Genomic DNA, 25,658 nt, shown 5'->3' with positions numbered 1-25,658 from the left:
GAATGGATTAATAGCAATTGCTATAATCATCTGTTTTGAAAGTAAATTTAGTTGGTAAAAATTTGCGCTAAGGGGCTTGGATAAGGTCTGTTGTGTGATTTCTGGTAGGGATTAAGGCTTTGCAAATTCTTGAGAAAGGATTAAAGTTTGAAAATAACTGTATATATAAACAGTATTTTAGAGTGTCACTTTTACACCCGGGGTTTCATATGATCGAGATGTTAGTGCGTCGTGCGGCGGGAGTGTACGAAAAAGAAACCCTGCCAGAGCAGGGTTTGGGGGATTACATTCTGAAGTCGCGTAGCAGTAGAACTACAACGCCGATCAATGATTCCGGCGCTAGTTCAATCAGTGGAACCCTGGCATCGTCAACGGATAAGTATCCATGCGACCCGCCATCAACAAAGCGATAAGCTGAAACTGAGTTGTTCACTTTTGCGACGACTAAATCACCAGAACCCGGTGTAGAGTCTGCGTCAACAATAACAATGGAACCGGCAGGCGCTTCAGCACATCCGCTATTTCTTTTTAGAATAAAGGCTTTCCAAGATGGAGATGCTTTTCCTTTTGGAGAAATGACAAAATCGTCAGTAACCCCATTTTCATCCCATACTGGGATCTGACTGTATCGCTCTAGCCGAGGGGTAATGGGCGGAGTATCCCCCTCCATCTCGCCAACGCCATTAGCCAGCCAATCAACATTCACACCCAGGGCATTAGCAATATCGACGAGACGCCCCGAAGTTTTTGCCTTTCCTTTAGTTAATCGCCAGATGGTTGGCTGCGCAACGCCTGACGCCTCAGCAAGAGCTGCTTGGGTCATGTTGTTGCGTTTGGCCATCGCCATGTTAAGGCGTTCTGCAAGTGTCGTTTTCATGCCAGCAAATTTATAGCCAAGCGTATTAAGCGTCAAATTCGTATTGCTATTGCAAGTGGTAATACGCATTGCTATTATCAACCTTGAATAATACGTTTAAGGATTAAAAGATGAACAAAGCTATTCAAAAAGCTGTAAGCATCGTCGGTAGCCAGCAAAAGCTCGCCTCATTGTGTGGGGTTGCCCAACCGACAGTTTGGCGCTGGCTGCATGGTGGCGGCATTGACGCCCTTTACGTTAAGCGAATCGAAAACGCTACAGGCGGAAAGGTTAAGGCCGTAGAGATTCGTCCAGACCTGTCGGATCTGATTACAACAAACTGATTTTTAACAAGGAAGATTATTACAGATGCAAACCGCAACAACACGCAACGAAGCTCAGGCGATTCAGAGCGACATCATGAGCCGCATTGCAGCTATCGGGGTGACAAGCCTGGCCGGCGCGATCGGTGTTGATAAATCGCAGGTGAGCCGCTGGCAGAGCAAAGGGGGGCTGGTGGAGAAGGCGAGCCTGCTGCTGGCCGCTACCGGCTTCAAGCGTTCGGAAACCATGCTGACGTTCAGGGGCGAGGAAACCGCAGAACTGGCGCGCGGGTTAATGGCGATGCTGGAGCACATCCGGGAACCAAAGACGGAGTAGAAGGGGATTATGGCTTCGGAATCAGGGAAGAAAAAAGCCGAACAGTTGCAGCTGTGCGGCCATCACTTTTCTAAAACCTAACCTGAGAGGTCGATTCATTATGGCAAACGTAGCGATCGGTGGCAACAGCCCGAAAATGACGAGCCGTGAAATTGCCGAGCTGACTGGCAAGCAGCACGGCCACGTCATGCGCGACATCGAAATCATGCTGGAACAGCTGGGCGAAGGCCTGGATGGGTATATCCAGATTTGGAGACACCCCCAGAACGGCCAGCAATACCGGGAATACGCACTCGACAGAGAGCACACCGAATGTTTGGTGACCGGATACAGCGCCAGCCTGCGCATGAGGGTGATCAAGCGCCTGCACGAACTGGAAGAGCAAAACTCTCTAGTACCGCAGACGCTGCCTGAAGCGCTGCGCCTGGCTGCTGATATGGCGGAACAGAAGGCAGTGCTGGAGCAAAAGGTTCAAGCCGACGCACCGAAGGTGGCATTTGTCGATCACTACGTAGATGCATCGGGTTCAAAAAGCCTGCGCGCCACGGCCAAGGTTTTGAACATGCCGGAGAAAGCGATGATTGACGCGCTGATCCGCGACAAGGTTCTATTCCGCCAGTCCGGGAATCTCCTTCCCCACGCTCTACGCCAGCGCGACGGGCTATTCACCGTCAAAACTGGCACGTCTGATTTTGGCCACGCCTTCACGCAAACCAGGGTAACACCACGCGGCATTCAGTGGATCGCGGAACGTTACGCCTCAGAGCTGATGGCGAGCTAACCATGATCCAATACGTTCCCGTTGATAGGACATATCTCGATGACCACGGCAACCCCGTGAAGGTCATCCTCTGGGATCGTGTTGAGCGTCAGGTGATTTTTATGAGAGAGGGTTACCCGCATGAATGCATGCAACCTCTTGAAAGATTTAAAGAGAAATTTAAGCGAGTGGACATATGAGCGCCTTAATGCAGCTTCTTGATCGGCCCATAGCTTACCAGCCGTCTTTCGTCGGTCTGGGGGTTGGGGTGACCGGCGCCGTTCTGCTATCGCAGTTGGTTTACTGGCATAACCGAATGGATGCCGGCTGGTTCTACAAAACCCAGAAAGAGATCCGCGATGAAACAGGCCTTACGCGTGAGGAGCAGGAAACGGCACGCCGTCGCCTTATCTCCGCTGGGGTGCTTGAAGAGGATCGCCGTGGTGTACCAGCAAAGCTCTATTTTCGGGTTAAAGCCGATGCTCTTGAGTTGCTTCTTCTGAAGAAAATCAAAGAGAAAACCCAGAATGCGGGAAACCCTCATTCCAGCATGCGGGAATCCCGCATTCAAGAGTGCGGTAATGCCGCAGACAAGAATGCGGAAAACCCTCAGACAAGTTTGCGGGAAAGCAGCGCGCCAGATTGCGGGAATCCCGCAGACATTCATACAGGAGATTACACAGAGATTACTTCAGAGATTACAGCAGAGAAAAAACCTGTACGTCCGCCGGCTGCGCCGACAGACCAACCGCAAGAAGAATCTTTGAAAATCGATTACGACGAAGTGCTGCGGATATTCCGCACCACGCTGCCAGAACTGCCAGACGTCCTGAAGATGACCGACGGGCGCCGCAAGGCACTGCGCAAGCTCTGGAAGGACTACGAGATGAACATGGAGCGCTGGGGCGCTTACCTGCGGTACATCTCGAAGAAATGCCGCTGGATGTTGGAAGACCGCCCAGACACGAACAGCGGCAAGACCTGGCGCAAAAAGGACTTCGACTACCTGATCACTGAGAAATGCTACCTGAAGGTCAAGGAAGAGCGGGCTGATGACCTCCCGAAAGTACAACGCCAGGATAGCGCGGCTCGCGAAGAGGCCTATGTCCGCCTGGTATCCCAGCGCCAGCAGCCACGGAACGAGGTGGAGAAGCTTGCGAAGGAGATGGCCGGATCCCTTGGTCGCATGACCGATTATGACGCCCGCCGAGCCTGGACGGGGATTTGGGCTCAGGCAGTAGCCAAGGCCAGTGAGAACGATTTAGCGAGGATTGCCTGATGAGAGCGATAGTCAAAGCAGCGGTACAGCGTGATCTGGGTATTGCCCTGATCCCGGTTGACGAAAAGCTGGCGTTTCACATGACGGGCCGCGTGATGGTTTCCACGCTGCCGAAAGAGTTCAAGGACGTGCCTGAAGGCATCCTACCGGCGGTGGAGCATGAGATCGCCAACGACCCACGGTTACAGGGTTTCTTCGCCCATGAGCGCGTCACAAACTCCTGTGGCGGGGTTAACGCTATTGAAGCCTGGGCGACGCAGTTCACGAAATGCCAGTACAGCAAACATGACCTGCCGGAGGCAATTCTGGACACAGAGCGCGTAGGCAATTCGGCCGTTCGCATCTGCCCCGGTTGCTACAAAAAAAGCCTGGGTGTATCGCCGAAGCTGGAAAAAATCGCAGCCCGCAATACAGCTCGCTGGGTGGTGGCGACGGCAAAACACCGCCTGAAGTCTGAGGGACAGCTGACAATCCCTGAGCTGATGCTGTGGGCCATGCTGTCCGGCGTATTCGACCTGATCCCCGATGAAGTCGCCCGCACAGTAACCGACTTGCCAGAACCAAAGGTAATCTCAGGCACACGCAAGGAGTCCGAAATGGACTGCACGCCGGCGGCCACTGCGATTATTTCCAAGCAGGCGGCTAAGTGTTTCACCGTAGACCCAGCACCACAAAAGGCTTTCATGCTGCGTCCGAAGCTCACCCGCGTAGAGGACAGCAAATATACCCGATGGGTTAAGACTCGACCCTGCTGCGGTTGCGGCGCCCGAGCTGATGACCCTCATCACATTATCGGCCACGGCCTGGGCGGAATGGGAACCAAGCCCAGCGACTACCTGACAATCCCGCTGTGTCGTACCTGTCACCGCAAACTGCATGACGACCCAGCGGCGTGGGAAGCGGAACATGGTAGCCAAACTGACTTGCTGGCGCAGTTCCTGGATTTCTCCTTTGGCATCGGGGCTATCGCATGAAGACGTACCAGATAACACCAATCCCTAAACCACGCATGACACAAAAAGACCGGTGGGCCAAGCGCCCGCCAGTTCTCCGCTACCGGGCATTCTGCGACGAGGTCAAATTGAATCGAATCTCGCTGCCTGAGAGCGGCTATCACGTGACGTTTGTTTTACCCATGCCAGATGGCTGGAGCAAGAATAAACGCGCTGAGATGGCCGGAAAACCACATCAGCAGAAGCCAGATGCAGACAACTTACTAAAAGCCCTGATGGACGCAATTTACTCTGAAGATTGTGCCGTTTGGGATGTCCGCGTAACCAAACGCTGGGGTAATGCCGGCGAGATAATCATCAAGGAAATTATATGAGAGATATCCAGTTGGTCTTAGAGCGTTGGGGGCAGTGGGCGAAAGACAACAGCGGCGTGGACTACTCTCCGATCGCTGCTGGTTTCAAGGGGCTTCTACCAAACACGAGCAAGAGTAAGCCTTCATGCTGCGATAATGACGGCCTGATTGTTGACGGCGCCGTGGGGAGATTGAAGAAGGTGCGCGACGAAAGAGAGCTCGGAGTAATCATGCTTCACTACCGATACGGGGTATCAAAGTCGGAGATAGCCCGTAGATGGAAGGTTTCAGAAGGGAACATAAGGCAAAAGCTGATGATGGCGGAAAGCTTTATAGAAGGCTGTTTAGCTATGACCGGGGCGACGCTTGAGATGGACGCCTGGACGAGCAGATCAGAAATTTCGGCTGTCGCGTAAATTTCCGCTTTTCGTTACGAATTTTACTGGCTATTGTGATAAGAGTGGTTACGCAGTGACGTAGCTTATAGACTTTTAAAAAACCTCGCTTCGGCGGGGTTTTCTTGTTTTCAGCCCCAGCCAACATCCGACACACACCTGGCACACCCCGTATCGCCAAATCGTTTACGGCTGGTGGCTGAACCCTATTAGCCGTGGCGTAGACTGCGGCTTTTGTATGCCCTCGGTATGGAGAGGACAATTACAGCAATGAGGAGTAACGATGTCCGATCCATTAACTGCGACTGGCACCACTGCGCTGGTGTCGGCCACGATTGCGGCGCCTGCAGTTGGCATTGATTACGGGGTTATCTTTGGCGCGTTCATCGGTGCGATGTTCTACGTCACCCAAGCCAAAGACATTCCGCGAATCAGACAGGCTTTCTCGTTCGTTGTCTCATTTGGCACTGGCGTACTCGGCGCGAGTGTTGCCGGCGCCAAACTTTCGGCATGGCTGAATTACAACGACACCCCGCTAGAGCCGTTAGGTGCGCTGATCATCTCTGCTGTCGCGGTCAAGCTGCTTACCTTCGTCAGTGAGAAGATGGAGGATCCGACATCGCTGTTTTCCAGATTCCGGGGAGGCGCGAATGGCAAGTAACGATATCTCTGTGATGTGGTTAAACCTCATTCACACAGTAACTACTAGTGATCCACTTGTTGTGCTGAATGTGTTGCTGTGCTCGGCGATTGTCTGCCGCCTGGCATGCTTCAGAAAAACAGGTTACCGGCACCGGGCATGGATAGCCTGGCTGGCATGGTTGGTTATCTGCGCCTATTCATGGATCCCGTTTCGCTTCATTGCTCAGCAGTACCAGGAAACACACTGGGGCGTAATCGCGGCGAATCTCATCATCTGCATCGCGCTGTACCGGGTTAAGGGGAACATCGCGAAACTGCTACACCCCTTGAGGCCACAATGACACAAAACGAATTTCAACGGGCGGCTGGTATTAGCGCCGGGTTAGCTGCGCGCTGGTATCCACATCTGAACGCCACCTTTGCTGAGTTCTCAATCGAGAAGCCAGCGGCACAGGCAATGTTTATTGCTCAGGTTGGGCATGAATCAGCGGGCTTTACCCGCACAGCAGAGAGCCTGAACTACACGCCACAGGGATTGATTTCAACCTTTGGGAAACGCATCACTACATATCAGGCTGACATGCTTGGGCGTACAACGGCACACCTGGCAAACCAGCCGGCGATTGCAAACCTGGTATACGCCGATCGCCTGGGGAATAAATCACGCGGTGATGGCTGGAAATATCGTGGGCGTGGGCTGATTCAGGTTACCGGCCAGGACAACTACCGAGCGTGCGGTATGGCGCTGAAACTCGACCTAGTTGGCAATCCTCAACTGCTGGAGAGCGACGGTAACGCGATGCGTTCTGCCGGCTGGTTCTGGAAATCTCGTGATTGTGGCCGCAACGCCAACGATATCGAATGGGTAACCCAACGTATCAATGGTGGCATCAACGGATTATCTGATCGCCAGGCACGGTACGACATGGCGCGTAAGGTGCTGCTATGAATTGGTTCCCATTGCCAAATAGGAAAGCAATGCTGGTGGCAGTAGCTCTCGGATTGCTCGCATGGCTGGCCGTCAGCAACTGGGGCTACCGAAAAGAGCTGCGGCTGACCGACCAGAGGCTTTCAACAGAGCAGTTGAAAAACAGCAAGCAGGCGGGGTTGATAGCTACGCTGCAGGCACAGGATGAAGTAAACCGCGCGCTGGTGGCATCACAACAGCAGCATGAACAGCAGCTACGCCAGCAGTACGACATCTTGCAGAGGAATTTCCGTGAAGCGATTAAAGATAATCCCTGCGCTGCTGAGCGTATGCCTGATGCTGTCGTTGAGCTCCTGCAGCAAAACTCCACCTCCGGCGCCAGAGCAGTTAATAAGCCTACCCCCTGAAACAGTGTTCACGCCATGCCAGCAGCCAGAGTTGCAGGGCAATACGTGGGGCGACGCAGTGAGCTACACGCTGACGCTGCAAACAGCCCTATCAATCTGCGCCGGCCAGGTGGCCACGCTGAACCAATGGCGAATATCGGTATTACACGATGAATAAGTTCGGTCGAAATCCATCCCCGCCGACTGGAATGGTTAAACCGCCACCGACTTCGGCACCACCATCGCCAATACCAAGGAAAGAACCAAGAGATGAGCATTATTGGTTTCTTGATATGGAGAGGCTGGATTCTATTGGAGAATGAATTCCCCCGACAAGGAATAAGACGGTGAAGCCCTGCAGGAGGTGATCACGTCTTGACAGCCGGAAAGACGGAAGTGGCGATGCAACGCCGAGAGGTGTGGCTGATGCTGCGGTTATTTCTGGATGGGGAAATGGTATTGGATGAGATGGAAGATGGCTCGCGTTAAAGGTGTTAGTAGCACGAAAAATGCCGCCGCTGCCTGATAAAACTCGGGTGATAAGCTCATATTTAATTCCTCCTATGAATGATTGATTCGCTCAGTTGCTGCGAGGGTAGCTAATCAGGCGTGGCCAGATGGTTGTGCTGATTATCTATTGTGTCGGCGATTAGAAATCCAGCTCATCGATGGCCCTATAGTCAGGGTTTACCTGTTGTGAGGCGCTCTGACTATAGTGAGTCGCAATTGCTTACATACAGCTGGAGGCTGGCGTATCATCCTCTGAACCAGGAGGATTTCATGTCATACAATCTCGGCAATTTACCAAAAGAAGAAATGGACAAGGTGAACGTAGACCTTGCGGCCTCTGGCGTGGCGTACAAAGAGCGCATGAATATGCCGATCGTACCGGCGCAGGTGGAGGCGGAGCAGCCTGAGCACCTTCGTGAACTTTTCCGCGAGCGTCTGCAGCACTACCGCAGCCAGAGCCACAAATTCCCAGGGCCAAACGACCTGCGATACCAGCAGATGGCGGAGGCCAACGGCAAGAAATGACTTAACCCGCTACGGCGGGTTTTTTATTGGGAGAAAATCATGGCTAAAACAGCACAGGATGAGAGCCATGAGAGGCGCCCATACCCACCGTTAAGGTTTATCGAAGACCATCAGCTGACGCCTTACATCGGCCTAGTTCCTGCGAACGAGGTGCAGGAGTGGATGCAGCGCCAAATCATCGACGATACCGGCAATCTGTTTAACCCAGACCACGGACACCTTGCAGACGCCGACCTGCGCTTCATGTGGGCATCGTCAGCGTTTGAGAAGAAAGGGCGCCATGTGCTCGGCCAAGCTGAAGAGGTGGCGATGCGAGCTGGCGGCTGGCAGAAGGCCAGAATGGAACAGCAGATGTGTGAGTGGTTCGGCGAGGTGCCGAAATTCATCATCACGCTTGCTGCCGACTACTGCTCACAGTGTTCTGATGCTGAGTTTTGCGCCCTGGTCGAGCATGAGCTTTACCACATCTCGCAGGCAACAGACGATTTCGGCGCACCAAAATTCAACAAGGAAGGCCAGCCGGTGCTGAAGCTGCGCGGTCACGATGTTGAAGAGTTTGTTGGCGTAGTTCGCCGGTATGGCGCCAGCGTGGAAGTTCAGGAACTGGTTGATGCGGCCAACAGGCCTGCGGAGGTGGCACAACTAAACATTGCCAGGGCGTGCGGTAACTGCATGTTGAGGCTGGCGTAAATATTGGACTGTATTGGACGGATGGTGATTTATGGCTGCATTAAAACCAGATGTAAAAGCCTTCATCATTCAGTCGCTTGCGTGCTTTGACACTCCTACGTTGGTCGTGGAGTCCGTCCAAAAAGAATTTGGGCTAAAAATCACGCGTCAGCAGGTTGAATCTCACGATCCGACAAAGGTTAGCGGCAAGTCGCTGGCTAAAAAGTGGGTAGACCTGTTCTACACGACGCGGGAGAGATTCAAGACAGAAATTTCAGACATTCCGATCGCCAACAAGGCCTACCGGCTGCGCGTTCTTGACCGTATGGCGACGCGCACTGAAACCATGAAGAACTACGCATTGGCCGCTCAGATCGTCGAGCAGGCCGCGAAAGAGTGCGGCGATGCGTATACGAATCGACAGAAGGTAGAGCACACAGGTAAAGACGGCGGCCCCATCGAGTCGGCCACGTTGACGAAAGAAGAATACAAGCAGGCTCGGCGGGAGATGTTGGAGGATGACGACTGTTGAGCAGCGGAATTATGCCCGCAAGATAGAGTGTGAAGAGGATGGGATGTATTTCTCCCGCTACTTCTTCAAGCAGAGAACCGGCGGCAAGATGATCGTCGCACCACATCACAAGGTGATCCAGGAGACGCTGGATCGCGTGATCGATGGCGAGATTCAGCGCCTGATTATTAACGTCCCTCCAGGCTATACAAAAACAGAACTGGCGACCATCAATATGATGGGGAGAGGACTGGCGCTAAATAGGCGTGCCAGGTTCATGCATCTGTCGTATTCGCACAACCTTGCTCTTCTTAACTCATCTACAGCGCGAGGAATAATAAAGTCTCGTACTTATCAATCCATGTGGCCTATGGAGCTTCGCGATGATGCTGATAGCAAGGCGATGTGGTGGAATGAGTTTGGCGGCGGCGTGTATGCGTCATCAGCAGCAGGCCAGGTAACCGGATTTCGAGCCGGGCACATGGAGCCAGGCTGGCAAGGCGCTCTGGTTATAGATGACCCAGTAAAACCTGACGACGCTTACTCTGAGATCGTCCGCGATGGCGTAAATAACCGCTTTAACGAGACAATAAAATCACGACTGGCGATCGAGACGACGCCGATGATTGTGATTATGCAGCGCATCCACTACCACGATCTGAGCGGTTATCTTCTGCGCGGAGGTAGTGGTGAGAAATGGCATCATCTGAACTTGCCGGTGATTATCGACAACAGTCAGTCATACGCTGCGCAGTATCCAGAAAATACCCACGCTATACCGATTGACCACGGATTGCCTGATGGTTGGCTGTGGCCATTCAAACACAACGAATCGCATCGAACATCTCTGTTTTCTCATCGCCGAACTGCGGAAGCTCAGTACATGCAGAAACCTCGCCGCTTCAATGCTGAGGGGGCGCTGTGGAACGAGCAGATGATAAGCGCTGCTCATGAACTACAAATCAAGCATGACAAGGTTCGCACAGTCGTGGCGATTGACCCACAAGCAACCAACAGCGATGAGAGTGATGAAACAGGGATAGTTGCTGCGAGTTCCTATGGCGCTGGAGACAAAAAGCAATTCTCAGTTGATGGGGATTACAGCGGTAAATATTCCCCAGCAGGATGGGCTAAAAAAGCTATATGGGCGTATGAACATCATCAGGCAGATGCGATCGTCATAGAGACAAACCAGGGTGGTGACATGGCGGAGGAGACTCTACGCAATGCAGGATTTAAAGGGCGCATTATTCGAGTTCACGCCAGTAAGGGGAAGTATGCCCGAGCGGAACCAATATCAGCCCTGTACGAGCAAGGCAGGGTGTTGAATCAGGGAAATCTCTACGTGCTGGAAAATCAGCTGATGGAGTACATACCGACCACTGCCAAAAAGTCACCAGACCGCCTTGATGCCATGGTTTATGCGCTGACTGAAATTAACGGCTCTCAACCGAGAGGGATGATGCTCCCTAAGCGGCTACAGTAAACCACTCCAAACGGAAACCACATGAACAAAAATCTCCAACTGGCCGTCAACCACGCGTTGAACGACGCCAGGATTGAGCGTGCTCGTATGGCGATGCTTGGGCCATCTATGGGCCTGGATAATAAACGCGGCTCCGCCTGGTGCGAATACGGCTTTCCTGAGCAGATCACTTACGACAATCTTTATTCACTGTATCGCCGCGGTGGTATTGCACATGGCGCTGTGGAAAAGCTGGTGAGCAAATGCTGGCAGACCAACCCGGAGATCATCGAGGGTGATAAGGCTGACGAGAAGCGCGCGGAAACTGCCTGGGAGAAAAAACTCAAACCGGTATTCACGAACCGGTTATGGCGCGCTTTTGCAGAAGCTGACCGCCGACGGCTTGTCGGGCGTTACTCTGGCATTTTGCTGCATATCAAAGACAGCGGAAAATGGCACGATTCAGTAACTAGAGGTAAGACGTTAGAGAAAGTTACGATCGCATGGGCAGGAGCGATAAAGGTTGCCGAGTGGGAGGAGAGCATAAACTCTGAAAACTACGGCAAACCAAAAATGTGGCAGTACGTTGAGACGCTAGCTAATGGAGCATCGCGTCGTGTGAGGGTTCATCCTGACCGTGTTTTCATCCTCGGAGATTACTCCCCTGACGCCATCGGGTTCCTTGAGCCAGCATACAATGCATTCGTCAGTCTGGAGAAGGTAGAGGGCGGTTCCGGTGAGTCATTCTTGAAGAACGCAGCGCGGCAGTTGGCGCTTAGCTTCGACAAAGATATCGACTTCGGCAGTCTGGCATCTATGTATGGCGTCAGCGTTGATGAATTGCAGGACAAGTTCAACGAAGCCGCGCGCGAGATGAACCGCGGCAACGATGTGCTGATGAGCCTACAGGGTGCAGCTGTTACCTCCCTTGTTTCCCCTGTGTCTGATCCAAGCCCAACCTATAGCGTGAACCTGCAAACGGCTTCTGCCGGCGTTGATATTCCTTCGCGGATACTGGTAGGCAACCAGCAGGCTGAGCGCTCAAGCACCGAAGATCAGAAGTACATGAACGGACGCTGCCAGAGTCGCCGCGGTGATCTATCGTTCGAAATTGAAGACTTCTGCGACAAGCTGATCGACCTGAGAATTATCGATTCTGTCGGCCAGAAAACGGTCATCTGGGACGACCTCAATCAACAGACGCGCGCAGAGCGCCTGGCGGACTCCAAGGCCATGGCAGAAGTGAACAAGGCTATGGTTGAAAGCGGTGACACGGCGCCATTCAGCGGTGAGGAAATTCGCACTGCTGCAGGATTTGAAACTGAAGGCGGAGATCCGCTCGGAGAGGCAGGGGATGACGACGAAACCTAAGCCTCCAATCCTGCCGAGCAACATCAAAGATCCCACAGGAGTTGATAAGTTAGAGCGTGGTGCCATGCGTGAGTTTGCAAAGCGCATGAAGCTGATAACGAAAGGCTATATCGACATCCTCAACCGCATCCCCGCCGAACCCGTCGTAAACGAGCGCTACACCTTCCGTCTTGATCAGGGGCTTCTGTCGATGCTGCTTCAGAACGGTGAAGCGCTGGTGGACGAAATTCTGCTGGAGGGCGGGGAGTTCAATCTGTGGTTCTTTGGCCGCTATGTGTCTGTTGCTTACCAGCGAGGAACGGCGCAGGAGTATTACAACCTCTCCCAGCAATCCTCCGCTTACGCCGCCGGCCAGCAGGATGTTCCCAACATCTTGTTGAGTGATCCCTATCAGCTGCGGCTGATTCTGGTCAGAGCGCGTGAATTCGAAGAGATGAAAGGACTCAGCGCTCAGGTTAAGAGCGATATGGCGCGAATTCTGACTGATGGCATTGCCAGGGGGCTCAATCCGCGTGACGTAGCCAAAAACCTCAACGAGCAAACCGGCATTGAAACCCGGCGCGCGAATCGCATCGCCAGGACGGAAATCACTACCGCACTGAGGCGCGCGCGCTGGGATGAAGCTCAGGATGCGCAAGACCGCTACGGCATCAAAACAAAGTTGCTTCACATCTCTGCGTTAAGTCCTACCACCCGAGCAACACACGCCGCCAGGCATGCTCACCTATACACGCAGGATGAGGTGAGGGAGTGGTACACGAAGAATGGCAACGCCATCAACTGCAAATGCTCGCAGCTTTCCGTGCTGGTGGATGACAAGGGGAACCCTCTCACTCCTTCGGTTATCGACAAGGCCAAGCAGACGTTCAACGACATGAAGGAGAGAGGCTACAAATGGGCAGAGGGTTAATCCATGAAAGTTCAAGTTAACGTCACAACGAAGGTCAACAGCCAGGCAATTCGCCGGGAGTCATACAACGGCCGCGAGCATCTTGTTTTGCCGAGCTACACACTACCGGCAAACGTGGTCATGAATGATGGGCTGTATACGGCCAGCGAAATCGATGCTCACTATCAAGGGCTTGAAGGCACGCTAGCGCCTCTGGGGCATCCTCAGCTAAATGGCGCATTCATCTCTGCCTTTTCGCCGGAGGGCATCAACCAGGGCCATATCGGCGCCTGGAATCGCAATGTGAAGAAATCGGGCAACCGGATCTACCTGGAGAAGTGGGTTGATACCCAGATCGCCAACCAGAGCGAGGGCGGCAGGGAGCTTATCTCCCGCGTAGAAGCCATTGAGCGCGGTGAAGATGTTCCACCTATTCACACCAGCGTTGCGGTGTTTCTCGACCAGCTTGAGCCAAATGAGCAACAGAAGGCCACAGGTGCCAAGTGGGTGGCGAAGATTCACGTCATGGATCATGACGCAATCTTGCTGCATGAAGTGGGCGCAGCGACACCTGAGCAGGGTGTTGGTCTGATGGTTAACGCTGACCTTGCTACGCCGTTAAAGGCCAACTCTGGCGCGCTGATTGGCGAATCCTACCGGGATCGTGAGCAACGCCTAGACCGCGCTGCAAAAGATAAATTTGCTCCCGGTGAAAATGAATATGCCTGGGTGGCAGACTTCACCGACTCACAGGTGGTGATTATCCGCAACGGCGGCGCTGCCCAGGTTTATGGCTACACATCGGAGGGCGGAAAAATCACCTTTGATGAAACCGGAACGCCGGTTGCGCGCCAGGAATCCTGGGTGACGGTCGTCGCCAACAAAGTTAAATCCCTTTTCAATCCGCAGGGGCAACCTGCAACCAACCACCAAACGGAGGGCGACATGCCTTTAACCACTGAAGAGAAACAAGAGCTGATCACCGAAATCGGCAAAGGCCTGGCCGCCAACTTCGCCGAGGCGCTCAAGCCTATCACCGATAAAGTTGATGCGCTGCAGGCCAACCATAACCAACTGGCCGAAACCTTGACCGCCAACTCCCGCGCAGAAGAGAAAACTAAGCGTGAAGCGGTGGCGAAAGTTCACGGCGAAATCGTGGCAAACGCGCTGCAAGGCGAAGCGCTGGAAGCGATGTTTAAAACGCTGGGCGAATCGGCGCCGCTGGCAGGTAACTCAGGCCAGCATCAGCAAGAATCCGGCGCACCCGCCGCAGATGCATACTTCAAATAAGGGGGCTATCCAATGCCACGTTATCGTCGCGTAAACATCGACGGAAAGTCGCTGTATAAGACCGAAACCCGCACCACTGCCGCGGCACTTTTGCCAGGCACTGCTGCCGTCATCAACGCCAGCGATGAATTCGCTCAGGCTACCGCGCTAAAGGGCCGAATCTACATTATCGACGTTGCCTACCATCAAGGGCTGAAAATCACCGAGGCGGTTCCTGCTGGCGACTCTGCTGTAGGCAACTACGTGGAAGAAGGCCGTGAATTTGCGCTGCTCTGCGTACCTGGTACCTACAAGAAAGACAGCCCGATCAAGCTTGGCTCTAACGGCCAATTCACCCTGGCAACTGCTGATACTGACTCAGTGATCGGTTACAGCCAGGACGAAGCTACCATCGCCGCCGGCGCTACCGATTTCATCCGCGTGCGTATGCGCGTTGGCACTGTCGCCGCTGGCGCTTAAAAGAAGGATAAAAGCACATGTATTTCTCCAAAGAGACATTGGCTGCAAACAGCCGCCTCGGCGGTCACTGGAATGAGCTGTGGGCGAACCGAAACATCTGGAACGCCCAGCATAATGCAATGCTCGCCGCAAACCGTGCGCATATGACGCCTGAAATGCTGGCATGTAATGCGGTAGGTGGGTTCGCTCGCGAATTCTGGGCTGAAATCGATAACCAGATCCTGCAGCTGCGCGACCAGGAAGACGGTATGGAAATCATCAATGATTTGATGGGTGTCCAGACTATTCTTTCTGTTGGTAAAACTGCAAAACTCTATAACGTTGTTGGTGATATTGCTGATGATGTCTCAGTAAGCATTGACGGCCAAGCGCCGTTCTCATTCGATCACACTGAGTACGATAGCGACGGTGACCCGATCCCTGTATTCACTGCAGGTTATGGGGTTAACTGGCGTCACGCTGCCGGTCTTAATTCCGTGGGTGTTGATCTGGTTCTGGATTCTCAGTCTGCTAAGTTGCGTAAAGTCAATAAGCGCCGGGTGGCCTATTACCTTGGCGGCGATGAAAAAATTCAGGTTCAGGGCCACCCGGCTCAAGGCCTGAAGAACCACCGCAACAGCAAAAAGCTCAATCTGGGAGCCGGTGCCGGCGGCGCTAACATCGATCTGACCGCCGCGACGATGACTCAGTTGTTCGAGTTCTTCGGTAAGGGGGATTTCGGTACGTTGGCTCGCGTTAACAAAGTTTCGCAGTACGACGTGATGTGGGTATCCCCGGAAATTTGGGCTAACCTGGCGCAGCCATACGTGGTCAACGGTGTAGTGAGCGGCAATGTATTGCAAGCGGTAATGCCATTTGCACCGGTGAAAGAAATTCGCCAGACGTTCGCGCTGAAAGGCAACGAGTTCATCGCATACGTTCGCCGCAAAGATGTGATTTCCCCTCTTGTTGGCATGGCTCAGGGCGTTATTCCTTTGCCACGCCCACTACCGAACGTTAACTACAACTTCCAGATCATGTCTGCTGAAGGTCTGCAAATCACTGCGGACGATCAGGGGCTATCCGGCGTTGTCTACGGCGCCAATCTGGCATAAGGGGGAAACATGGCTAAATACGAAGTTATTCGCCCCTGGAATGGCGTAGAGATCGGGGATGTGTTGGAACTGGAAAACCTTCACCCAGCGCTGAAATCTAACGTTCGGTTGATGCGTGGCGCGGCCGGCGGTGAACTGACTCCGGCCACCCCGGATGCCGGCAACGAAACCAAGTCGCGCAAGGATGCTATCAAGGCGCGGCTAACTGATCTGGGGATTGAGTTCAAAGGCAACCTCGGCGAAGAAAAGCTCGCTGAACTGTTGCCGGAAGGCGAGCTCGAAAATCTGTTCCCTGCTGAATAACAGCCGCCGCCAAGGCGGTTTTTTTATGCCCCGTTTCGGCGGGGCTTCTTCTTACAGGAATCAGCCATGGTGACTAAAGAAAAGGCCAAGGAATATCTGGAGTCACAGGGTATCACCTTGCCTGATTTCGTCCTTGATGCGCTGGTGGAGCAGGTGAACAGCATTCAGGAATGTCTGGATGCGAATTACCCAGCATCAACAGCGTTACTCATCCAACTCTATCTTCTCGGGCTCATGGGATTAGGCCAGGGCGATAAATACATCAGCTCTCAAACGGCGCCAAGCGGGGCATCGCGTTCGTTTCGGTATCAGTCATTTAGCGATCGCTGGAAAGGGGCGCTGAATCTGCTGCGCGGGTTGGATAAAAAAGGGTGCGCTACAGGCCTGATTCCACCTGACCCAACAAACAAGGCTTTTGCCGGTGTCTGGATCGGCAAGGGCGGCTGCATGTGCGGTGGTGGTTGATGGCATGGATACCTGTCGCCGAACGGTTACCAAAGCCTTTTGAACGCGTCTGGGTGAAGACTGACACGGCCAGGCAAACCACGGGATTCGTTAACGACCGCGGTGAGTGGAAATTTAATTGCCCGAAAATCGCGGCAGAACGGCCTGCGGTGATTAGCTGGAGAGAGTGACATGTCATCATTAGCCAACTGGTCATACACGGCTGAGGCCACGATATGGCGCAATCTCGGCAATAGCGAAGCGGGCGATCCCCTTGGCTGGGCTCCGCCTGAAATTTTCATGTGCGATTACCAGGGCGGACTCTCGGCGAAGCTGAATAACATCGGTTCGGAAATAACCGTTAAAAACACTGTGTGGACTGAATTCACCGAAGCCAAGAAAGGCGACTATCTGCTTATCGGCGGGTCTACCATGGTAGACCCGATCGCCGCGGGTGCCGATGAGGTGGTACAGGTGATCCGCTATGCCGACACGTTTGACCGCCTGGCAGAGGATATAGCCATTCTGACGGGAGCATAGCGATGGGCGTAAAGATAAAAGGTATCAAAGGGGCCCAGCGGCGCCTTGATGCCGTGGTTGAGGATGTCAGGACGAGAAAGGCGATCAGGGCTATCAAATCGGCCGTGATGATAATCGCTAATGAAGCAGCGCTGATAACCCCGGTTAACATCGGTAACCTGATAAATTCGCAGTATCAGGAGACAATGATCAACGGTACGCGGATTACTGGCCGTATCGGTTACTCAGCGAATTATGCGGTTTATGTACATAACGCCAGTGGCATCATGAAGGGGCTCCCGCGGCCAAACAACCGTGGCAATTACTGGGATCCTGCTGGTGAACCTAAATTCCTCACCAAGGCTGCAGAGAAAACCCGCCGGCAGGTGGACGAGATAATCAGGAAGGAGATGATGCTGTGACGCCTCCAATGTATCTCCGCCTACGAAATCTTTTCGAGAGTGCAGGCCTAACCGCGGGACTCACCATCCAAACGCTGATGTGGAACGACACGGGTAAGTTATCCGACGCCTTCATCGTGTTCCGGCCTGGCGGTGGTTCAGATATTCAATACGACCGCGGCGGAGATTTCTTCGTAATGGTCGATGTTGTCGGGGCCAAAGGGAAGAACGCAGAAGCAGATGCCGCGGCGAACAAAATCGCCGGCTACATCAGCAGCCAACAGAGCGCTGATAGCTGTGTTGGCGCCATGCGTCTGCTCGGAGGCTCTCCAACGCCAATCCCATCAGCAGAGGGGCGATTAATCTACCGACTTTTAGTCTGCTGCACCTACGGCGAATAACGCACATATCTATCCATCAGGCTGCCTCTGGGCGGCCTTTTTTATTTGAAGAGGTAACACATGCAAGGTTGTGCAAATGATACAGGCAAGCTGATCGGTAAAGTCGCGGTGCTGCGTATGGCTTTCGGCTGTGCTGACACGCTGCCGGCACTGAGTGACTGGAAGCGCCTCGGTGCGCTGACCACCAAGGGCTTCGACTTTTCGCCAAACTCCGTGACGTCTGAAGCGGACGACGCGAAAGGGCTGGTGGAGAACCTGGTAACCAACATGGATTTCACCATTTCCGGTGAAGGTGAATTCCGCCGTAAAGACAAAACCACCGAGATCGGCGCCCTCAACATCTCCAAGTACATTTTCGATGAAGTGCAGGCTGGCCGGCAGCCGTCGATCTGGGTGCGATTCGATTTCGTCGGCGAAGATTCCGGCACCTATATCATGGGCTACTTCAACACCACGTCGTGGTCTGGTGATTTTGGTACGAGCGACATCTCCACTTTCTCTGGCGAGTGGAAAGTTGCTGATGCCGATACCGTGGTGTTTGAAGTCGCTGCGGATGTACCGGTTACCGGTGTGACAGTGGCGCCAGCAACAGCAAGCATTGCTGTAGGGGCTACTCAACAGCTTACCGCCACCGTGGCGCCGGCTGATGCAAGCGACAAAACCGGCACCTGGTCATCCTCGGCAACCGGTAAGGCCACCGTCAATCAGTCAGGTCTCGTTACTGGCGTTTCTGCCGGCGCGGCCACAATCACGTTTACCACCAACGATGGCGCTAAAACTTCAACCAGCGCGATCACCGTCACCGCATAGCAAATGGTCGGGAAACCGACCGTTGATCTGAAAAAGACTAGCCCTGCACATGCGGGGCTTTTTTGTACCTGAAATTCATCGCGCACCGCACGCGCAGTAATCAAACCAAGAACCTTTCAGGATGACCCTTGAGGAACCGGCTGGCTGTCGGAGCCTTCTTGGGGCCGTTTCCTGTGCGACAAGGTTCATCACTAAAAGGTAATCCGAATGAACTTTCCAACGGTATCTGTAAATGGTGTATCGGTACGAGTCGATGAGGAAGGGCGCTATAGCCTCAATGATCTTCACGCAGCAGCTGTTGCCAGCGGGGAGGCTACTGAATCACAACGGCCGAGCGTATTTCTCAGAAGCGCTCAGATAAAACGCTTTGTAAAAGCCCTTCATGCCAAAGCACTAAAAAGTGCTTTGGAACAAATTCAACCACTTAAGGTTGTTAAAGGTGGTGATGAGCCTGGTGTGTGGGGTGTTGAATTACTGGCCATTCGTTATGCGGCGTGGATTAAGCCAGAGTTTGAAATCGAAGTGTATGAGATTTTCAGAGCAATTGTTCGCCATGGTATTAGCGCCATGAACCGCCTGAATAAAATCGACCATATTATCAATACCGAAACCAAAGCGATCAGCCAGTGCGCCAGCAAAATGGCGAAGTGGGGTGTCGGCGGTCGAAAGCGCCTTCTTCACACTGCCCGAGAGCGTGTTGCTGATGAAGTGCAGATGTACCTTCCTGGCTTTTGACTGAAGATTGGCAGGGATGCCATCGTTTTGAGGTTTAAATGACACCAATAACTGAATTAGGCGAGATGGTCATCACCGATGCCGATCGCGATTACTTCCTGCGACCTTCGTTCGCAAACATGACCCGCATAGGCTCGCCAGCGGAGATTGTAGAGCGTTTTGCTGAACTCCATACAAGTGAGGCGCCACGGTTACTTGAAGCTGCTACTGAGGCATACGGTGGAGTTCCTGGGTGGTTGCTGGCATACATCAATGCACCGTCATTCAGTAGCTCTGCAATATTCGCCGGGATGATCGTCATGCAGGCATGCTGTGATGATGACCTTAGCGAGCTGGTGGGAGAGTTGCGGCCAAGTAAGCGAGGTAAGAGAGCTTTCGTGTTTCGCCGCGGCAAGATGCCGGCGAGCGATATCATCGTAATCGGCCAATCGCTGATAACCCACGGCATCATCGGTAAGGCAAAGATACGCAAACTGCAGCGACACGAGTCGAACAGCTACGTGAACGAGTTCAACGCCTTCGAGTACATCAGCGCAGCGCGAAACCACTTCAACATGCCTCGCGCCGAAGCAGAGCGCCTTTCTATGACCGAGTTTCAGTTGCTGCTGGCGGACAAGTACCCGGAACAGAAAGGCTTCACGCGAGAAGAGTACGATCAGGTTATGGACGAAGACGAGAAGCGCTGGCAAGCGATGATGGTAAAATCAGCGATGAGATAACCGAAAATCTGCGCAAAACTAGGGTAGATGTGTGACATGTCACAACACAAAGTTTGTTGGAGTCACGCTTGACCGTAGGATCAACATAACTTAATCTTCAAGCACAACAAAAAAATCTGTTGAAGTTTTCTACTTAGGGCTTGGTGAAGGATGGATTCGCTAAGCTCTTTTTGCACCCCAACGAAGCGGATAAGGAGGAGCTATGTTTGGTTTCTCGTTCAAAGGACGGTCGCACAAAAACGAGTCTGTCGACAGACTTGCAAGCATTCTTATCGATAACCGGGATAGGCTGACCATCGATCGCGATGGAGTTATCAGCATCAACCTGGATAACGAAAAAGTTCGCAAGGAGATGAAGCGTCAACTTCAACACCTAGCGCAAGTAGAACCTGTAAAAGTCAGGTAATCGATGGGAACACTGTTGTTATCAGCCATTCTTGTTAGTGGCTACATCTTCGCAGTAACGTCAGTATCCTCAAGATATAAGTTTAAGCGCTCCGACGGTTGGGGCGCTTACTTTTATGTAGCAACGTGGGGTACTGGCTTTTGCATCTTAAGTTGGGTTATTTGCTCGATCATGGGTTTTGTTGGACTGATCGACTTTATGGCCCAGGTCGCAGGGTTAAACAAAGATAATGCAAAATTGTTAATCCCTCTTTCTGCCGATGCTGTCGCTACGGGCAAAAGCTTGAAGATTGCGATGTGGATCGTCGGAACGGTCATACTTGCTACCTTGTGTGGATTGATAAACAAGATATGGCACGCATGCGGAGACCATAAGTTTAAAGCGCTTGCTAAGGCCGCGAGAAACCACCCTTTAGAAACATTGGCGATCGAGGCATCTGCCACTTTGGCTCCTGTCATCTTTACGCTTAAGTCCAAAAAGTTTTATGTTGGATGGGTAATTCGTCCACCACTAGAGCATGGGAAAATCGAGCACATGGCCTTCATCCCTCTTCTCAGTGGATACAGGGATAAGGATACCTTGAAGATTATCGTAACCACTAACTACGATACCCATTATGAGAGCATAGGGCTTTTGGGGAATATAACTGATGTTGAGGGGCCGCCTAGAATTAACAGCCATTTGACTCTTAACGACTTCAGGGTAGTTTGTCCTGTGTCAGAAATCGAGAACCTTTCATTCTTTGACTTCCAGACTTATAACCAATTTAAGATGCAGGAAGAAAGGGATGAGAAGAGGCAGCGTAGATCTAGGCAGCGAATCATTAGGGATAGAAGCTAACGTCAGCATAGAACCCACCCAAGAGGTGGGTTTTTGCTTTCTGCGGGTGCTATAGTGCTCAATCATCCTTAACAATGGTGATTGCTATGAAATGGATATCCGTAGACGAAAGGCTTCCTCAAACCACCGGCCAGTTTGATCTGGTTCTTGTTGCTACTGACAAGGGAATTGGCTTTGCCACCTACGATGGACTCAGAGAGTTCAGTAGAGTTACTGTGACGGGCAATAAACAGTATTCAAGCCTAAAAGTAACCCACTGGATGCCTCTACCTGATGCTCCTGCTGAGTAAAGATAAGCCCGCTTAGCTGCGGGTTTTTTTCGTTGCCACCGCCGACACCTCTGCTACCATGTAACGACTTGTTACTTGTCTATGGGAAAGGGATGTGAAGGCAGAAAGGGTTGCTGACTTATCTGATGGTAAGACGCTATTTTGGCTAGATCACCTGTGCTTAACTTGCGTGCCTAGCCAAAGAGGGAACTGGCATGTATGTAGCTTTAAGCGAGAAGAATCCCGGTGGGACGATACAATCGCCTTGCTTAAGGGGAATGAAGTTCAATTCTCTGTAAAGCTAGGAAATGGCAGTTATGGTAAGGCGCACTGTGTTTCTCTAAATGGCACTTTCATCTTCAGTATTCATGGCGTTCCAGACAATCGCATGAAAGGACTTATCGTCATGAACAGTTCACATAAAGAACTATTTAGGGTCGAGACATCTTGTCACCTGATAAGTGCTGCCATATCTGAGTTCGGCCAATACATCGCACTTTCGTTTGCCATGGGTAAAGATAAAACTGACCCGTACTCTAGGCGGTTAGAGGTCATTGATCTAAGTACTGGTGAGGTAAAAATGTCGGTGGTGAAAAGCGACAAAATATACTATTCCAGCCTTGACGTTCTCGAGCCTAATGGTGATGTTTTTGCAACGTACAAAGGAAAATCCGTGCTGGTAGATGTCAAATAGAGGACAGTATGAAAAAGTCTTTATTTTTAATTATGTTACTTGCTTCTCCGTTAGTTTTTTCTGCTGAGTATAGAATTTCAATACCTACAGATTCCAAGGCTGTGTATACAGTGTTAGGTAAGGGTGAGCGTGATGGCCTGAAAACCATTATTACTAAACGAGAGGGTAGTTCCGGGGTGTCATACTCTGAGCGTGCTTACGACTGCGTTAATCGCACAGTAAAGTACCTGGGTGATGGCGAGACCCTAGAGCAAATGAAGTTATCCCGCGCTGACCCGAATATGAGCGATATTGTTCCCCAATCAATCGCTGATTATGTAGGTAATGAAGCCTGCAAGTAAAATATTAACCATTAGAAAATAAACCCCGTTCAACCGGGGTTTTTTTATGCCCGGAGATCAGTAAATGGCGGAGCAGGACGGTGGGAGCTTGGTTTACCAAGTTGATATTGAAACTGCAAAGATGGTCACAGGTAGCCGTCAAGCAGCTGTCGTGTTAGGGGAGATGGAAAAACAAGCCAATCGTTCATCTAAAGCCGTTGATGGACTGACATCCTCTGCCGATAGTGCTGGTAGGTCTATGTCTGGGTTTAAATCAGTGTTGAGCGGTGTTGCAAGCGCAATATCAGTTGCTTTGATTATCGATTACGGCAAGGCTTTTTTGACAGTCGCCGATAACATTACGCAACTTCAGTCTCGGATCCTCAGGCTATCAACTGATGCCGCAACAGCAATGTCTACGTTTGAAACGTTGACGGCCATAGCATCGACTACTGGCGCTAGCCTCAGGGATACGGCCAAGCTGTGGGAGGCAATGACCTCCGCGCTAAAAGGGACTGGAGCAACCAACACCCAAATACTTGCATTAACCGATACGCTTCAGAAAATAGGGCGAGTTGGCGGCTCTTCGACAGAAGAGATGGCAAATGCATTAAGACAATTCGGCCAGTCTATTTCCTCCGGCACAGTAAGAGCCGAAGAATTTAACTCCATCCTTGAACAAATGCCTGAACTTGCTAGGCAGATTGGCGCAGGGATGGGACTATCAATGGGGCAGTTGCGACAAGCAATGCTCGAGGGGAAGTTGAGTGCTCAGGATGCACTTAATGCAATCATGAAGCAGTCATCGGCAGTTAACGATGAATTCTCGAAGCTCCCAAGGACGATGGATCAGGCGAGCAACTCCCTTACGATTTCCCTTCAAAATCTAATTGGGAAAATGAACGAAGCTATGGGCGCTAGCGCAACCATGGTGAAGGTTATTGACTCTATTAGCGCAGCAATAGATAGGCTAAGTGGCAAAACTGAGACGGCATCACAGAAGATTGCAGATCTCACGTCAACTGGCGAAATGTATGCACGTAGAGCAAGAACGTGGTCATGGCTTGGACTTGATGGCTGGTCAGAACAAAATCAGGCTTTAGCAGCTCTCAGCAACAAAGCAGCCACGCTGATCGGCGATATGAATTCGGTGGCAAAAGCTTCAGAAAACGCAGCTAATGGAACGATTAATTTCAATAACTCAGGCACTGCAAACCCTAAGCAAGATGCATTGGTGAAGCGTTCTCAGCGTCGCATAGAACTATCGAAACTAGAAGGGGAAGCAAGAGCCAGGCTACAGGCAGTGTATGACGCTGAAGATGCTGGTATATCTAAGAATGATCCGCGAGTGAAGAAACTCCAAGATCAGTATGCCGAGATAGAGCGGAATACCAAAGCCCAGAAAGAAAGCAATGCGGAGGGTAAAAAATCAGCCAACCAGGCGGAAAGCGTTGCTCAGAAGCTGGCAAACCTGAAGCAGCAGTCAGAGCTTGCTGCGGACTCAACAAGTGAGCTTAGCCGAGAGCAGGCGATCCTGACCGCACAGCAATCACTGGGGAAAGGAGCTACACAGGCTCAGATCGCTGAGGCTGGTGCTTACGCTGCCAAAAGGTGGGACACGGCCAACGCTATCAAGGCGCAGGCGGCCGCAGAGAAGCTACTCCCAGAAGCCAAAGAAAACTCCAGCTACGCGCAGGATGTGAAGGATTTAAACACGGCGTTGGCGGCTAAGAAAATCAGCCAGGAGCAGTACAACACTACGGCTGAGCAACTGGAGCAGCAGCATCAGGTTAACTTGGCAAAAATCCGGTCGGAGGCGGTGGTAAGCCCTAAACAGCAAGCCGCCGGCATGGTTGACCCAGTGCAGCAGCTTGCCAACGAGAATGCGCAGAAGTTGGCGCTTATCCAACAGTTCGAAACTGAGAAGGGTGTGATTACCCAGCGCGGCCTTGAGTTGATGAGGGCGGCGAATACTCAGTACGAACAACAGCGGATCGCGGCACAGTGGGAGATATTCCGCAATCAAAACGCAGGCAATGAGGCGCTAGCTGCGTCATTTGATGCATTCGCCGGCAACGCGTCCAATGCCTTCACTGGCATTATCACCGGCAGCATGAGTGCGGAAGAGGCAGCGCGCTCGCTTGGTTCAACCGTCCTTAATAGTCTGGTGAATGCCTTCGTGCAGATGGGGGTTGATTGGGTTAAATCGGCAGTTATGGGCTCAACAGCGCAAACATCAGCTATTGCCGCCACCACGGCCGCGCAAGTTGCGGGAACGGCGACGACGACAGCAGCGAGCACAACTGCTGCTGCTGCAACCACAACAGCCTGGACGCCGGCGGCTATCGTTGCCTCTATCGGTTCATTCGGTGGTGCCGCAGCGATTGGTATCGGCGCAGTTGTTGCGGCTATGGCGTTGTCTAGCAGCCTGGCAGGGAAGCGTAAGAATGGCGGCCCTGTAAGGTCGGGCAGCATGTACCAAGTTGGCGAGGGCGGTCTACCTGAAATTTACCAAGCCAGCACCGGTAAGCAGTACATGATCCCCGGTGACAACGGTAAGGTGATCAGCAACAAGGACATGCAAGGCGGTGGTGGTATCAACGTGAATGTCAGTATCAACAACACCAACGGTTCATATGTAGATCACCAGGTAAGCAGTGATGGCAATGGCGGTGTATCGATGGAGATATTTATCGCTGACATGGACAACGGCGGCCCGATGAGCCAAGCCATAAGTCGAAATCATCAGGCCCCTCGTAGGGCAACCCAATAACCCGCTACGGCGGGTTTTTTATTACCGGG

At 52.3% G+C, this 25,658-nt stretch carries 37 protein-coding genes; 36 read left to right on the top strand and 1 reads right to left on the bottom strand.

Annotation, left to right across the window (positions count from 1 at the left end; translation table 11 throughout):
• Positions 1-283: 283 nt before the first annotated feature.
• The gene (locus QDT79_RS18030; RefSeq protein ID WP_308316865.1) at positions 284-946 is read right to left on the bottom strand and encodes a helix-turn-helix domain-containing protein; all 663 of its coding nucleotides are present in this window, start codon (positions 944-946) and stop codon (positions 284-286) included.
• Between the two features lie 41 nt (positions 947-987).
• Here QDT79_RS18030 and QDT79_RS18025 point away from each other — a divergent pair, with 41 nt between their 5' ends.
• From QDT79_RS18025 to QDT79_RS17850, 36 genes are all read left to right on the top strand, one after another.
• Complete coding sequence (locus QDT79_RS18025) at positions 988-1,200, top strand: transcriptional regulator (RefSeq protein ID WP_041033757.1); 213 nt, start codon at positions 988-990, stop codon at positions 1,198-1,200.
• A gap of 25 nt (positions 1,201-1,225) precedes the next feature.
• Positions 1,226-1,516: a CII family transcriptional regulator gene (locus QDT79_RS18020; protein WP_041033759.1), complete on the top strand. Its 291-nt coding sequence runs from the start codon at positions 1,226-1,228 to the stop codon at positions 1,514-1,516.
• 100 nt (positions 1,517-1,616) lie between these two features.
• Positions 1,617-2,297 (top strand): phage antirepressor KilAC domain-containing protein, encoded by a 681-nt coding sequence (locus tag QDT79_RS18015; RefSeq protein ID WP_308316864.1) that lies wholly within the window; start codon positions 1,617-1,619, stop codon positions 2,295-2,297.
• Between the two features lie 2 nt (positions 2,298-2,299).
• Complete coding sequence (locus QDT79_RS18010; RefSeq protein ID WP_308316863.1) at positions 2,300-2,476, top strand: DUF4222 domain-containing protein; 177 nt, start codon at positions 2,300-2,302, stop codon at positions 2,474-2,476.
• Positions 2,477-2,484: 8 nt separating this feature from the next.
• Complete coding sequence (locus tag QDT79_RS18005) at positions 2,485-3,555, top strand: hypothetical protein (RefSeq protein ID WP_308316862.1); 1,071 nt, start codon at positions 2,485-2,487, stop codon at positions 3,553-3,555.
• Positions 3,555-4,529, top strand: a complete 975-nt coding sequence (locus QDT79_RS18000; protein ID WP_308316861.1) for a DUF968 domain-containing protein — start codon at positions 3,555-3,557, stop codon at positions 4,527-4,529. The genes QDT79_RS18005 and QDT79_RS18000 overlap by 1 nt, the downstream gene beginning before the upstream one ends.
• Entirely contained in the window at positions 4,526-4,882 is a 357-nt protein-coding gene (locus QDT79_RS17995; protein ID WP_308316860.1) for a RusA family crossover junction endodeoxyribonuclease, read from the top strand. The genes QDT79_RS18000 and QDT79_RS17995 overlap by 4 nt, the downstream gene beginning before the upstream one ends.
• Positions 4,879-5,277 carry an antiterminator Q family protein gene (locus tag QDT79_RS17990; protein ID WP_060706489.1) on the top strand — a complete coding sequence of 133 codons (399 nt, stop codon included), beginning with the start codon at positions 4,879-4,881 and terminating at the stop codon, positions 5,275-5,277. Before QDT79_RS17995 ends, QDT79_RS17990 begins: the two co-directional genes overlap by 4 nt.
• Before the next feature lie 262 nt (positions 5,278-5,539).
• Positions 5,540-5,917, top strand: a complete 378-nt coding sequence (locus QDT79_RS17985) for a putative holin (RefSeq protein WP_049202652.1) — start codon at positions 5,540-5,542, stop codon at positions 5,915-5,917.
• On the top strand, positions 5,907-6,239 hold the full coding sequence (locus QDT79_RS17980; protein ID WP_230116436.1) for a phage holin family protein: 333 nt from the start codon (positions 5,907-5,909) through the stop codon (positions 6,237-6,239). Before QDT79_RS17985 ends, QDT79_RS17980 begins: the two co-directional genes overlap by 11 nt.
• On the top strand, positions 6,236-6,847 hold the full coding sequence (locus tag QDT79_RS17975) for a glycoside hydrolase family 19 protein (RefSeq protein WP_308316859.1): 612 nt from the start codon (positions 6,236-6,238) through the stop codon (positions 6,845-6,847). Before QDT79_RS17980 ends, QDT79_RS17975 begins: the two co-directional genes overlap by 4 nt.
• On the top strand, positions 6,844-7,233 hold the full coding sequence (locus QDT79_RS17970; protein WP_308316858.1) for a DUF2570 family protein: 390 nt from the start codon (positions 6,844-6,846) through the stop codon (positions 7,231-7,233). The genes QDT79_RS17975 and QDT79_RS17970 overlap by 4 nt, the downstream gene beginning before the upstream one ends.
• Positions 7,163-7,390 carry an Rz1-like lysis system protein LysC gene (gene lysC, locus QDT79_RS17965; RefSeq protein WP_072270360.1) on the top strand — a complete coding sequence of 76 codons (228 nt, stop codon included), beginning with the start codon at positions 7,163-7,165 and terminating at the stop codon, positions 7,388-7,390. The genes QDT79_RS17970 and lysC overlap by 71 nt, the downstream gene beginning before the upstream one ends.
• Before the next feature lie 602 nt (positions 7,391-7,992).
• Positions 7,993-8,247: a DNA polymerase III subunit theta gene (locus tag QDT79_RS17960; protein ID WP_308316857.1), complete on the top strand. Its 255-nt coding sequence runs from the start codon at positions 7,993-7,995 to the stop codon at positions 8,245-8,247.
• Positions 8,248-8,286: 39 nt separating this feature from the next.
• On the top strand, positions 8,287-8,937 hold the full coding sequence (locus QDT79_RS17955; RefSeq protein WP_308316856.1) for a putative metallopeptidase: 651 nt from the start codon (positions 8,287-8,289) through the stop codon (positions 8,935-8,937).
• Between the two features lie 31 nt (positions 8,938-8,968).
• Complete coding sequence (locus QDT79_RS17950) at positions 8,969-9,448, top strand: DUF2280 domain-containing protein (RefSeq protein ID WP_308316855.1); 480 nt, start codon at positions 8,969-8,971, stop codon at positions 9,446-9,448.
• Positions 9,435-10,913, top strand: a complete 1,479-nt coding sequence (locus tag QDT79_RS17945) for a phage terminase large subunit family protein (RefSeq protein ID WP_308316854.1) — start codon at positions 9,435-9,437, stop codon at positions 10,911-10,913. Before QDT79_RS17950 ends, QDT79_RS17945 begins: the two co-directional genes overlap by 14 nt.
• Positions 10,914-10,934: 21 nt before the next feature.
• Positions 10,935-12,263, top strand: coding sequence for an anti-CBASS protein Acb1 family protein (locus QDT79_RS17940; RefSeq protein WP_308316853.1), 1,329 nt, complete (start codon positions 10,935-10,937; stop codon positions 12,261-12,263).
• Entirely contained in the window at positions 12,247-13,173 is a 927-nt protein-coding gene (locus QDT79_RS17935) for a phage minor head protein (protein ID WP_308316851.1), read from the top strand. The genes QDT79_RS17940 and QDT79_RS17935 overlap by 17 nt, the downstream gene beginning before the upstream one ends.
• A 3-nt stretch (positions 13,174-13,176) precedes the next feature.
• Complete coding sequence (locus QDT79_RS17930; protein ID WP_308316850.1) at positions 13,177-14,442, top strand: hypothetical protein; 1,266 nt, start codon at positions 13,177-13,179, stop codon at positions 14,440-14,442.
• Between the two features lie 12 nt (positions 14,443-14,454).
• Positions 14,455-14,901, top strand: a complete 447-nt coding sequence (locus QDT79_RS17925; protein ID WP_308316849.1) for a gp53 minor capsid family protein — start codon at positions 14,455-14,457, stop codon at positions 14,899-14,901.
• A gap of 17 nt (positions 14,902-14,918) precedes the next feature.
• Positions 14,919-15,995 (top strand): major capsid protein, encoded by a 1,077-nt coding sequence (locus tag QDT79_RS17920; RefSeq protein ID WP_308316848.1) that lies wholly within the window; start codon positions 14,919-14,921, stop codon positions 15,993-15,995.
• Between the two features lie 9 nt (positions 15,996-16,004).
• On the top strand, positions 16,005-16,298 hold the full coding sequence (locus tag QDT79_RS17915) for a hypothetical protein (protein ID WP_089191650.1): 294 nt from the start codon (positions 16,005-16,007) through the stop codon (positions 16,296-16,298).
• Positions 16,299-16,364: 66 nt separating this feature from the next.
• Positions 16,365-16,763 carry a DUF7370 family protein gene (locus QDT79_RS17910; protein ID WP_197803591.1) on the top strand — a complete coding sequence of 133 codons (399 nt, stop codon included), beginning with the start codon at positions 16,365-16,367 and terminating at the stop codon, positions 16,761-16,763.
• A 171-nt stretch (positions 16,764-16,934) separates the two neighbouring features.
• On the top strand, positions 16,935-17,282 hold the full coding sequence (locus QDT79_RS17905) for a hypothetical protein (RefSeq protein ID WP_308316847.1): 348 nt from the start codon (positions 16,935-16,937) through the stop codon (positions 17,280-17,282).
• A 2-nt stretch (positions 17,283-17,284) separates the two neighbouring features.
• Positions 17,285-17,683 carry an HK97 gp10 family phage protein gene (locus QDT79_RS17900; protein ID WP_308316846.1) on the top strand — a complete coding sequence of 133 codons (399 nt, stop codon included), beginning with the start codon at positions 17,285-17,287 and terminating at the stop codon, positions 17,681-17,683.
• On the top strand, positions 17,680-18,063 hold the full coding sequence (locus QDT79_RS17895; protein ID WP_308316845.1) for a phage tail termination protein: 384 nt from the start codon (positions 17,680-17,682) through the stop codon (positions 18,061-18,063). Before QDT79_RS17900 ends, QDT79_RS17895 begins: the two co-directional genes overlap by 4 nt.
• Positions 18,064-18,123: 60 nt before the next feature.
• Positions 18,124-18,873: an Ig-like domain-containing protein gene (locus QDT79_RS17890; RefSeq protein ID WP_041033806.1), complete on the top strand. Its 750-nt coding sequence runs from the start codon at positions 18,124-18,126 to the stop codon at positions 18,871-18,873.
• A gap of 207 nt (positions 18,874-19,080) precedes the next feature.
• Entirely contained in the window at positions 19,081-19,608 is a 528-nt protein-coding gene (locus QDT79_RS17885) for a KilA-N domain-containing protein (protein WP_308316844.1), read from the top strand.
• A 38-nt stretch (positions 19,609-19,646) separates the two neighbouring features.
• A complete protein-coding gene (locus QDT79_RS17880; RefSeq protein ID WP_308316843.1) occupies positions 19,647-20,327 on the top strand; it encodes a DUF6246 family protein in 681 nt (226 codons plus the stop codon).
• Positions 20,328-20,529: 202 nt separating this feature from the next.
• On the top strand, positions 20,530-20,733 hold the full coding sequence (locus QDT79_RS17875) for a hypothetical protein (RefSeq protein ID WP_308316842.1): 204 nt from the start codon (positions 20,530-20,532) through the stop codon (positions 20,731-20,733).
• 3 nt (positions 20,734-20,736) lie between these two features.
• A complete protein-coding gene (locus tag QDT79_RS17870; protein WP_308316841.1) occupies positions 20,737-21,573 on the top strand; it encodes a hypothetical protein in 837 nt (278 codons plus the stop codon).
• Between the two features lie 86 nt (positions 21,574-21,659).
• Positions 21,660-21,863 carry a DUF551 domain-containing protein gene (locus tag QDT79_RS17865; protein ID WP_162091378.1) on the top strand — a complete coding sequence of 68 codons (204 nt, stop codon included), beginning with the start codon at positions 21,660-21,662 and terminating at the stop codon, positions 21,861-21,863.
• Between the two features lie 94 nt (positions 21,864-21,957).
• Positions 21,958-22,536, top strand: a complete 579-nt coding sequence (locus QDT79_RS17860; protein ID WP_308316840.1) for a hypothetical protein — start codon at positions 21,958-21,960, stop codon at positions 22,534-22,536.
• 8 nt (positions 22,537-22,544) lie between these two features.
• Complete coding sequence (locus tag QDT79_RS17855) at positions 22,545-22,877, top strand: hypothetical protein (protein WP_274851914.1); 333 nt, start codon at positions 22,545-22,547, stop codon at positions 22,875-22,877.
• A 64-nt stretch (positions 22,878-22,941) separates the two neighbouring features.
• Complete coding sequence (locus QDT79_RS17850) at positions 22,942-25,629, top strand: tape measure protein (RefSeq protein WP_308316839.1); 2,688 nt, start codon at positions 22,942-22,944, stop codon at positions 25,627-25,629.
• Positions 25,630-25,658 lie beyond the last annotated feature (29 nt).

Source organism: Serratia marcescens, assembly GCF_029846115.1.
GTDB classification, from domain to species: domain Bacteria; phylum Pseudomonadota; class Gammaproteobacteria; order Enterobacterales; family Enterobacteriaceae; genus Serratia; species Serratia marcescens_L.
Note: the sequence above shows the minus strand (reverse complement) of the source record. Positions and strands in the feature narration are given on the sequence as shown.

Coding starts and splice junctions, on each gene's coding strand:
- QDT79_RS18030 (WP_308316865.1), bottom strand. CDS start 946: ATGCGTATTACCACTTGCAATAGCAATACGAATTTGACGCTTAATACG.
- QDT79_RS18025 (WP_041033757.1), top strand. CDS start 988: ATGAACAAAGCTATTCAAAAAGCTGTAAGCATCGTCGGTAGCCAGCAA.
- QDT79_RS18020 (WP_041033759.1), top strand. CDS start 1,226: ATGCAAACCGCAACAACACGCAACGAAGCTCAGGCGATTCAGAGCGAC.
- QDT79_RS18015 (WP_308316864.1), top strand. CDS start 1,617: ATGGCAAACGTAGCGATCGGTGGCAACAGCCCGAAAATGACGAGCCGT.
- QDT79_RS18010 (WP_308316863.1), top strand. CDS start 2,300: ATGATCCAATACGTTCCCGTTGATAGGACATATCTCGATGACCACGGC.
- QDT79_RS18005 (WP_308316862.1), top strand. CDS start 2,485: ATGCAGCTTCTTGATCGGCCCATAGCTTACCAGCCGTCTTTCGTCGGT.
- QDT79_RS18000 (WP_308316861.1), top strand. CDS start 3,555: ATGAGAGCGATAGTCAAAGCAGCGGTACAGCGTGATCTGGGTATTGCC.
- QDT79_RS17995 (WP_308316860.1), top strand. CDS start 4,526: ATGAAGACGTACCAGATAACACCAATCCCTAAACCACGCATGACACAA.
- QDT79_RS17990 (WP_060706489.1), top strand. CDS start 4,879: ATGAGAGATATCCAGTTGGTCTTAGAGCGTTGGGGGCAGTGGGCGAAA.
- QDT79_RS17985 (WP_049202652.1), top strand. CDS start 5,540: ATGTCCGATCCATTAACTGCGACTGGCACCACTGCGCTGGTGTCGGCC.
- QDT79_RS17980 (WP_230116436.1), top strand. CDS start 5,907: ATGGCAAGTAACGATATCTCTGTGATGTGGTTAAACCTCATTCACACA.
- QDT79_RS17975 (WP_308316859.1), top strand. CDS start 6,236: ATGACACAAAACGAATTTCAACGGGCGGCTGGTATTAGCGCCGGGTTA.
- QDT79_RS17970 (WP_308316858.1), top strand. CDS start 6,844: ATGAATTGGTTCCCATTGCCAAATAGGAAAGCAATGCTGGTGGCAGTA.
- lysC (WP_072270360.1), top strand. CDS start 7,163: ATGCTGTCGTTGAGCTCCTGCAGCAAAACTCCACCTCCGGCGCCAGAG.
- QDT79_RS17960 (WP_308316857.1), top strand. CDS start 7,993: ATGTCATACAATCTCGGCAATTTACCAAAAGAAGAAATGGACAAGGTG.
- QDT79_RS17955 (WP_308316856.1), top strand. CDS start 8,287: ATGGCTAAAACAGCACAGGATGAGAGCCATGAGAGGCGCCCATACCCA.
- QDT79_RS17950 (WP_308316855.1), top strand. CDS start 8,969: ATGGCTGCATTAAAACCAGATGTAAAAGCCTTCATCATTCAGTCGCTT.
- QDT79_RS17945 (WP_308316854.1), top strand. CDS start 9,435: ATGACGACTGTTGAGCAGCGGAATTATGCCCGCAAGATAGAGTGTGAA.
- QDT79_RS17940 (WP_308316853.1), top strand. CDS start 10,935: ATGAACAAAAATCTCCAACTGGCCGTCAACCACGCGTTGAACGACGCC.
- QDT79_RS17935 (WP_308316851.1), top strand. CDS start 12,247: ATGACGACGAAACCTAAGCCTCCAATCCTGCCGAGCAACATCAAAGAT.
- QDT79_RS17930 (WP_308316850.1), top strand. CDS start 13,177: ATGAAAGTTCAAGTTAACGTCACAACGAAGGTCAACAGCCAGGCAATT.
- QDT79_RS17925 (WP_308316849.1), top strand. CDS start 14,455: ATGCCACGTTATCGTCGCGTAAACATCGACGGAAAGTCGCTGTATAAG.
- QDT79_RS17920 (WP_308316848.1), top strand. CDS start 14,919: ATGTATTTCTCCAAAGAGACATTGGCTGCAAACAGCCGCCTCGGCGGT.
- QDT79_RS17915 (WP_089191650.1), top strand. CDS start 16,005: ATGGCTAAATACGAAGTTATTCGCCCCTGGAATGGCGTAGAGATCGGG.
- QDT79_RS17910 (WP_197803591.1), top strand. CDS start 16,365: ATGGTGACTAAAGAAAAGGCCAAGGAATATCTGGAGTCACAGGGTATC.
- QDT79_RS17905 (WP_308316847.1), top strand. CDS start 16,935: ATGTCATCATTAGCCAACTGGTCATACACGGCTGAGGCCACGATATGG.
- QDT79_RS17900 (WP_308316846.1), top strand. CDS start 17,285: ATGGGCGTAAAGATAAAAGGTATCAAAGGGGCCCAGCGGCGCCTTGAT.
- QDT79_RS17890 (WP_041033806.1), top strand. CDS start 18,124: ATGCAAGGTTGTGCAAATGATACAGGCAAGCTGATCGGTAAAGTCGCG.
- QDT79_RS17885 (WP_308316844.1), top strand. CDS start 19,081: ATGAACTTTCCAACGGTATCTGTAAATGGTGTATCGGTACGAGTCGAT.
- QDT79_RS17880 (WP_308316843.1), top strand. CDS start 19,647: ATGACACCAATAACTGAATTAGGCGAGATGGTCATCACCGATGCCGAT.
- QDT79_RS17875 (WP_308316842.1), top strand. CDS start 20,530: ATGTTTGGTTTCTCGTTCAAAGGACGGTCGCACAAAAACGAGTCTGTC.
- QDT79_RS17870 (WP_308316841.1), top strand. CDS start 20,737: ATGGGAACACTGTTGTTATCAGCCATTCTTGTTAGTGGCTACATCTTC.
- QDT79_RS17865 (WP_162091378.1), top strand. CDS start 21,660: ATGAAATGGATATCCGTAGACGAAAGGCTTCCTCAAACCACCGGCCAG.
- QDT79_RS17855 (WP_274851914.1), top strand. CDS start 22,545: ATGAAAAAGTCTTTATTTTTAATTATGTTACTTGCTTCTCCGTTAGTT.
- QDT79_RS17850 (WP_308316839.1), top strand. CDS start 22,942: ATGGCGGAGCAGGACGGTGGGAGCTTGGTTTACCAAGTTGATATTGAA.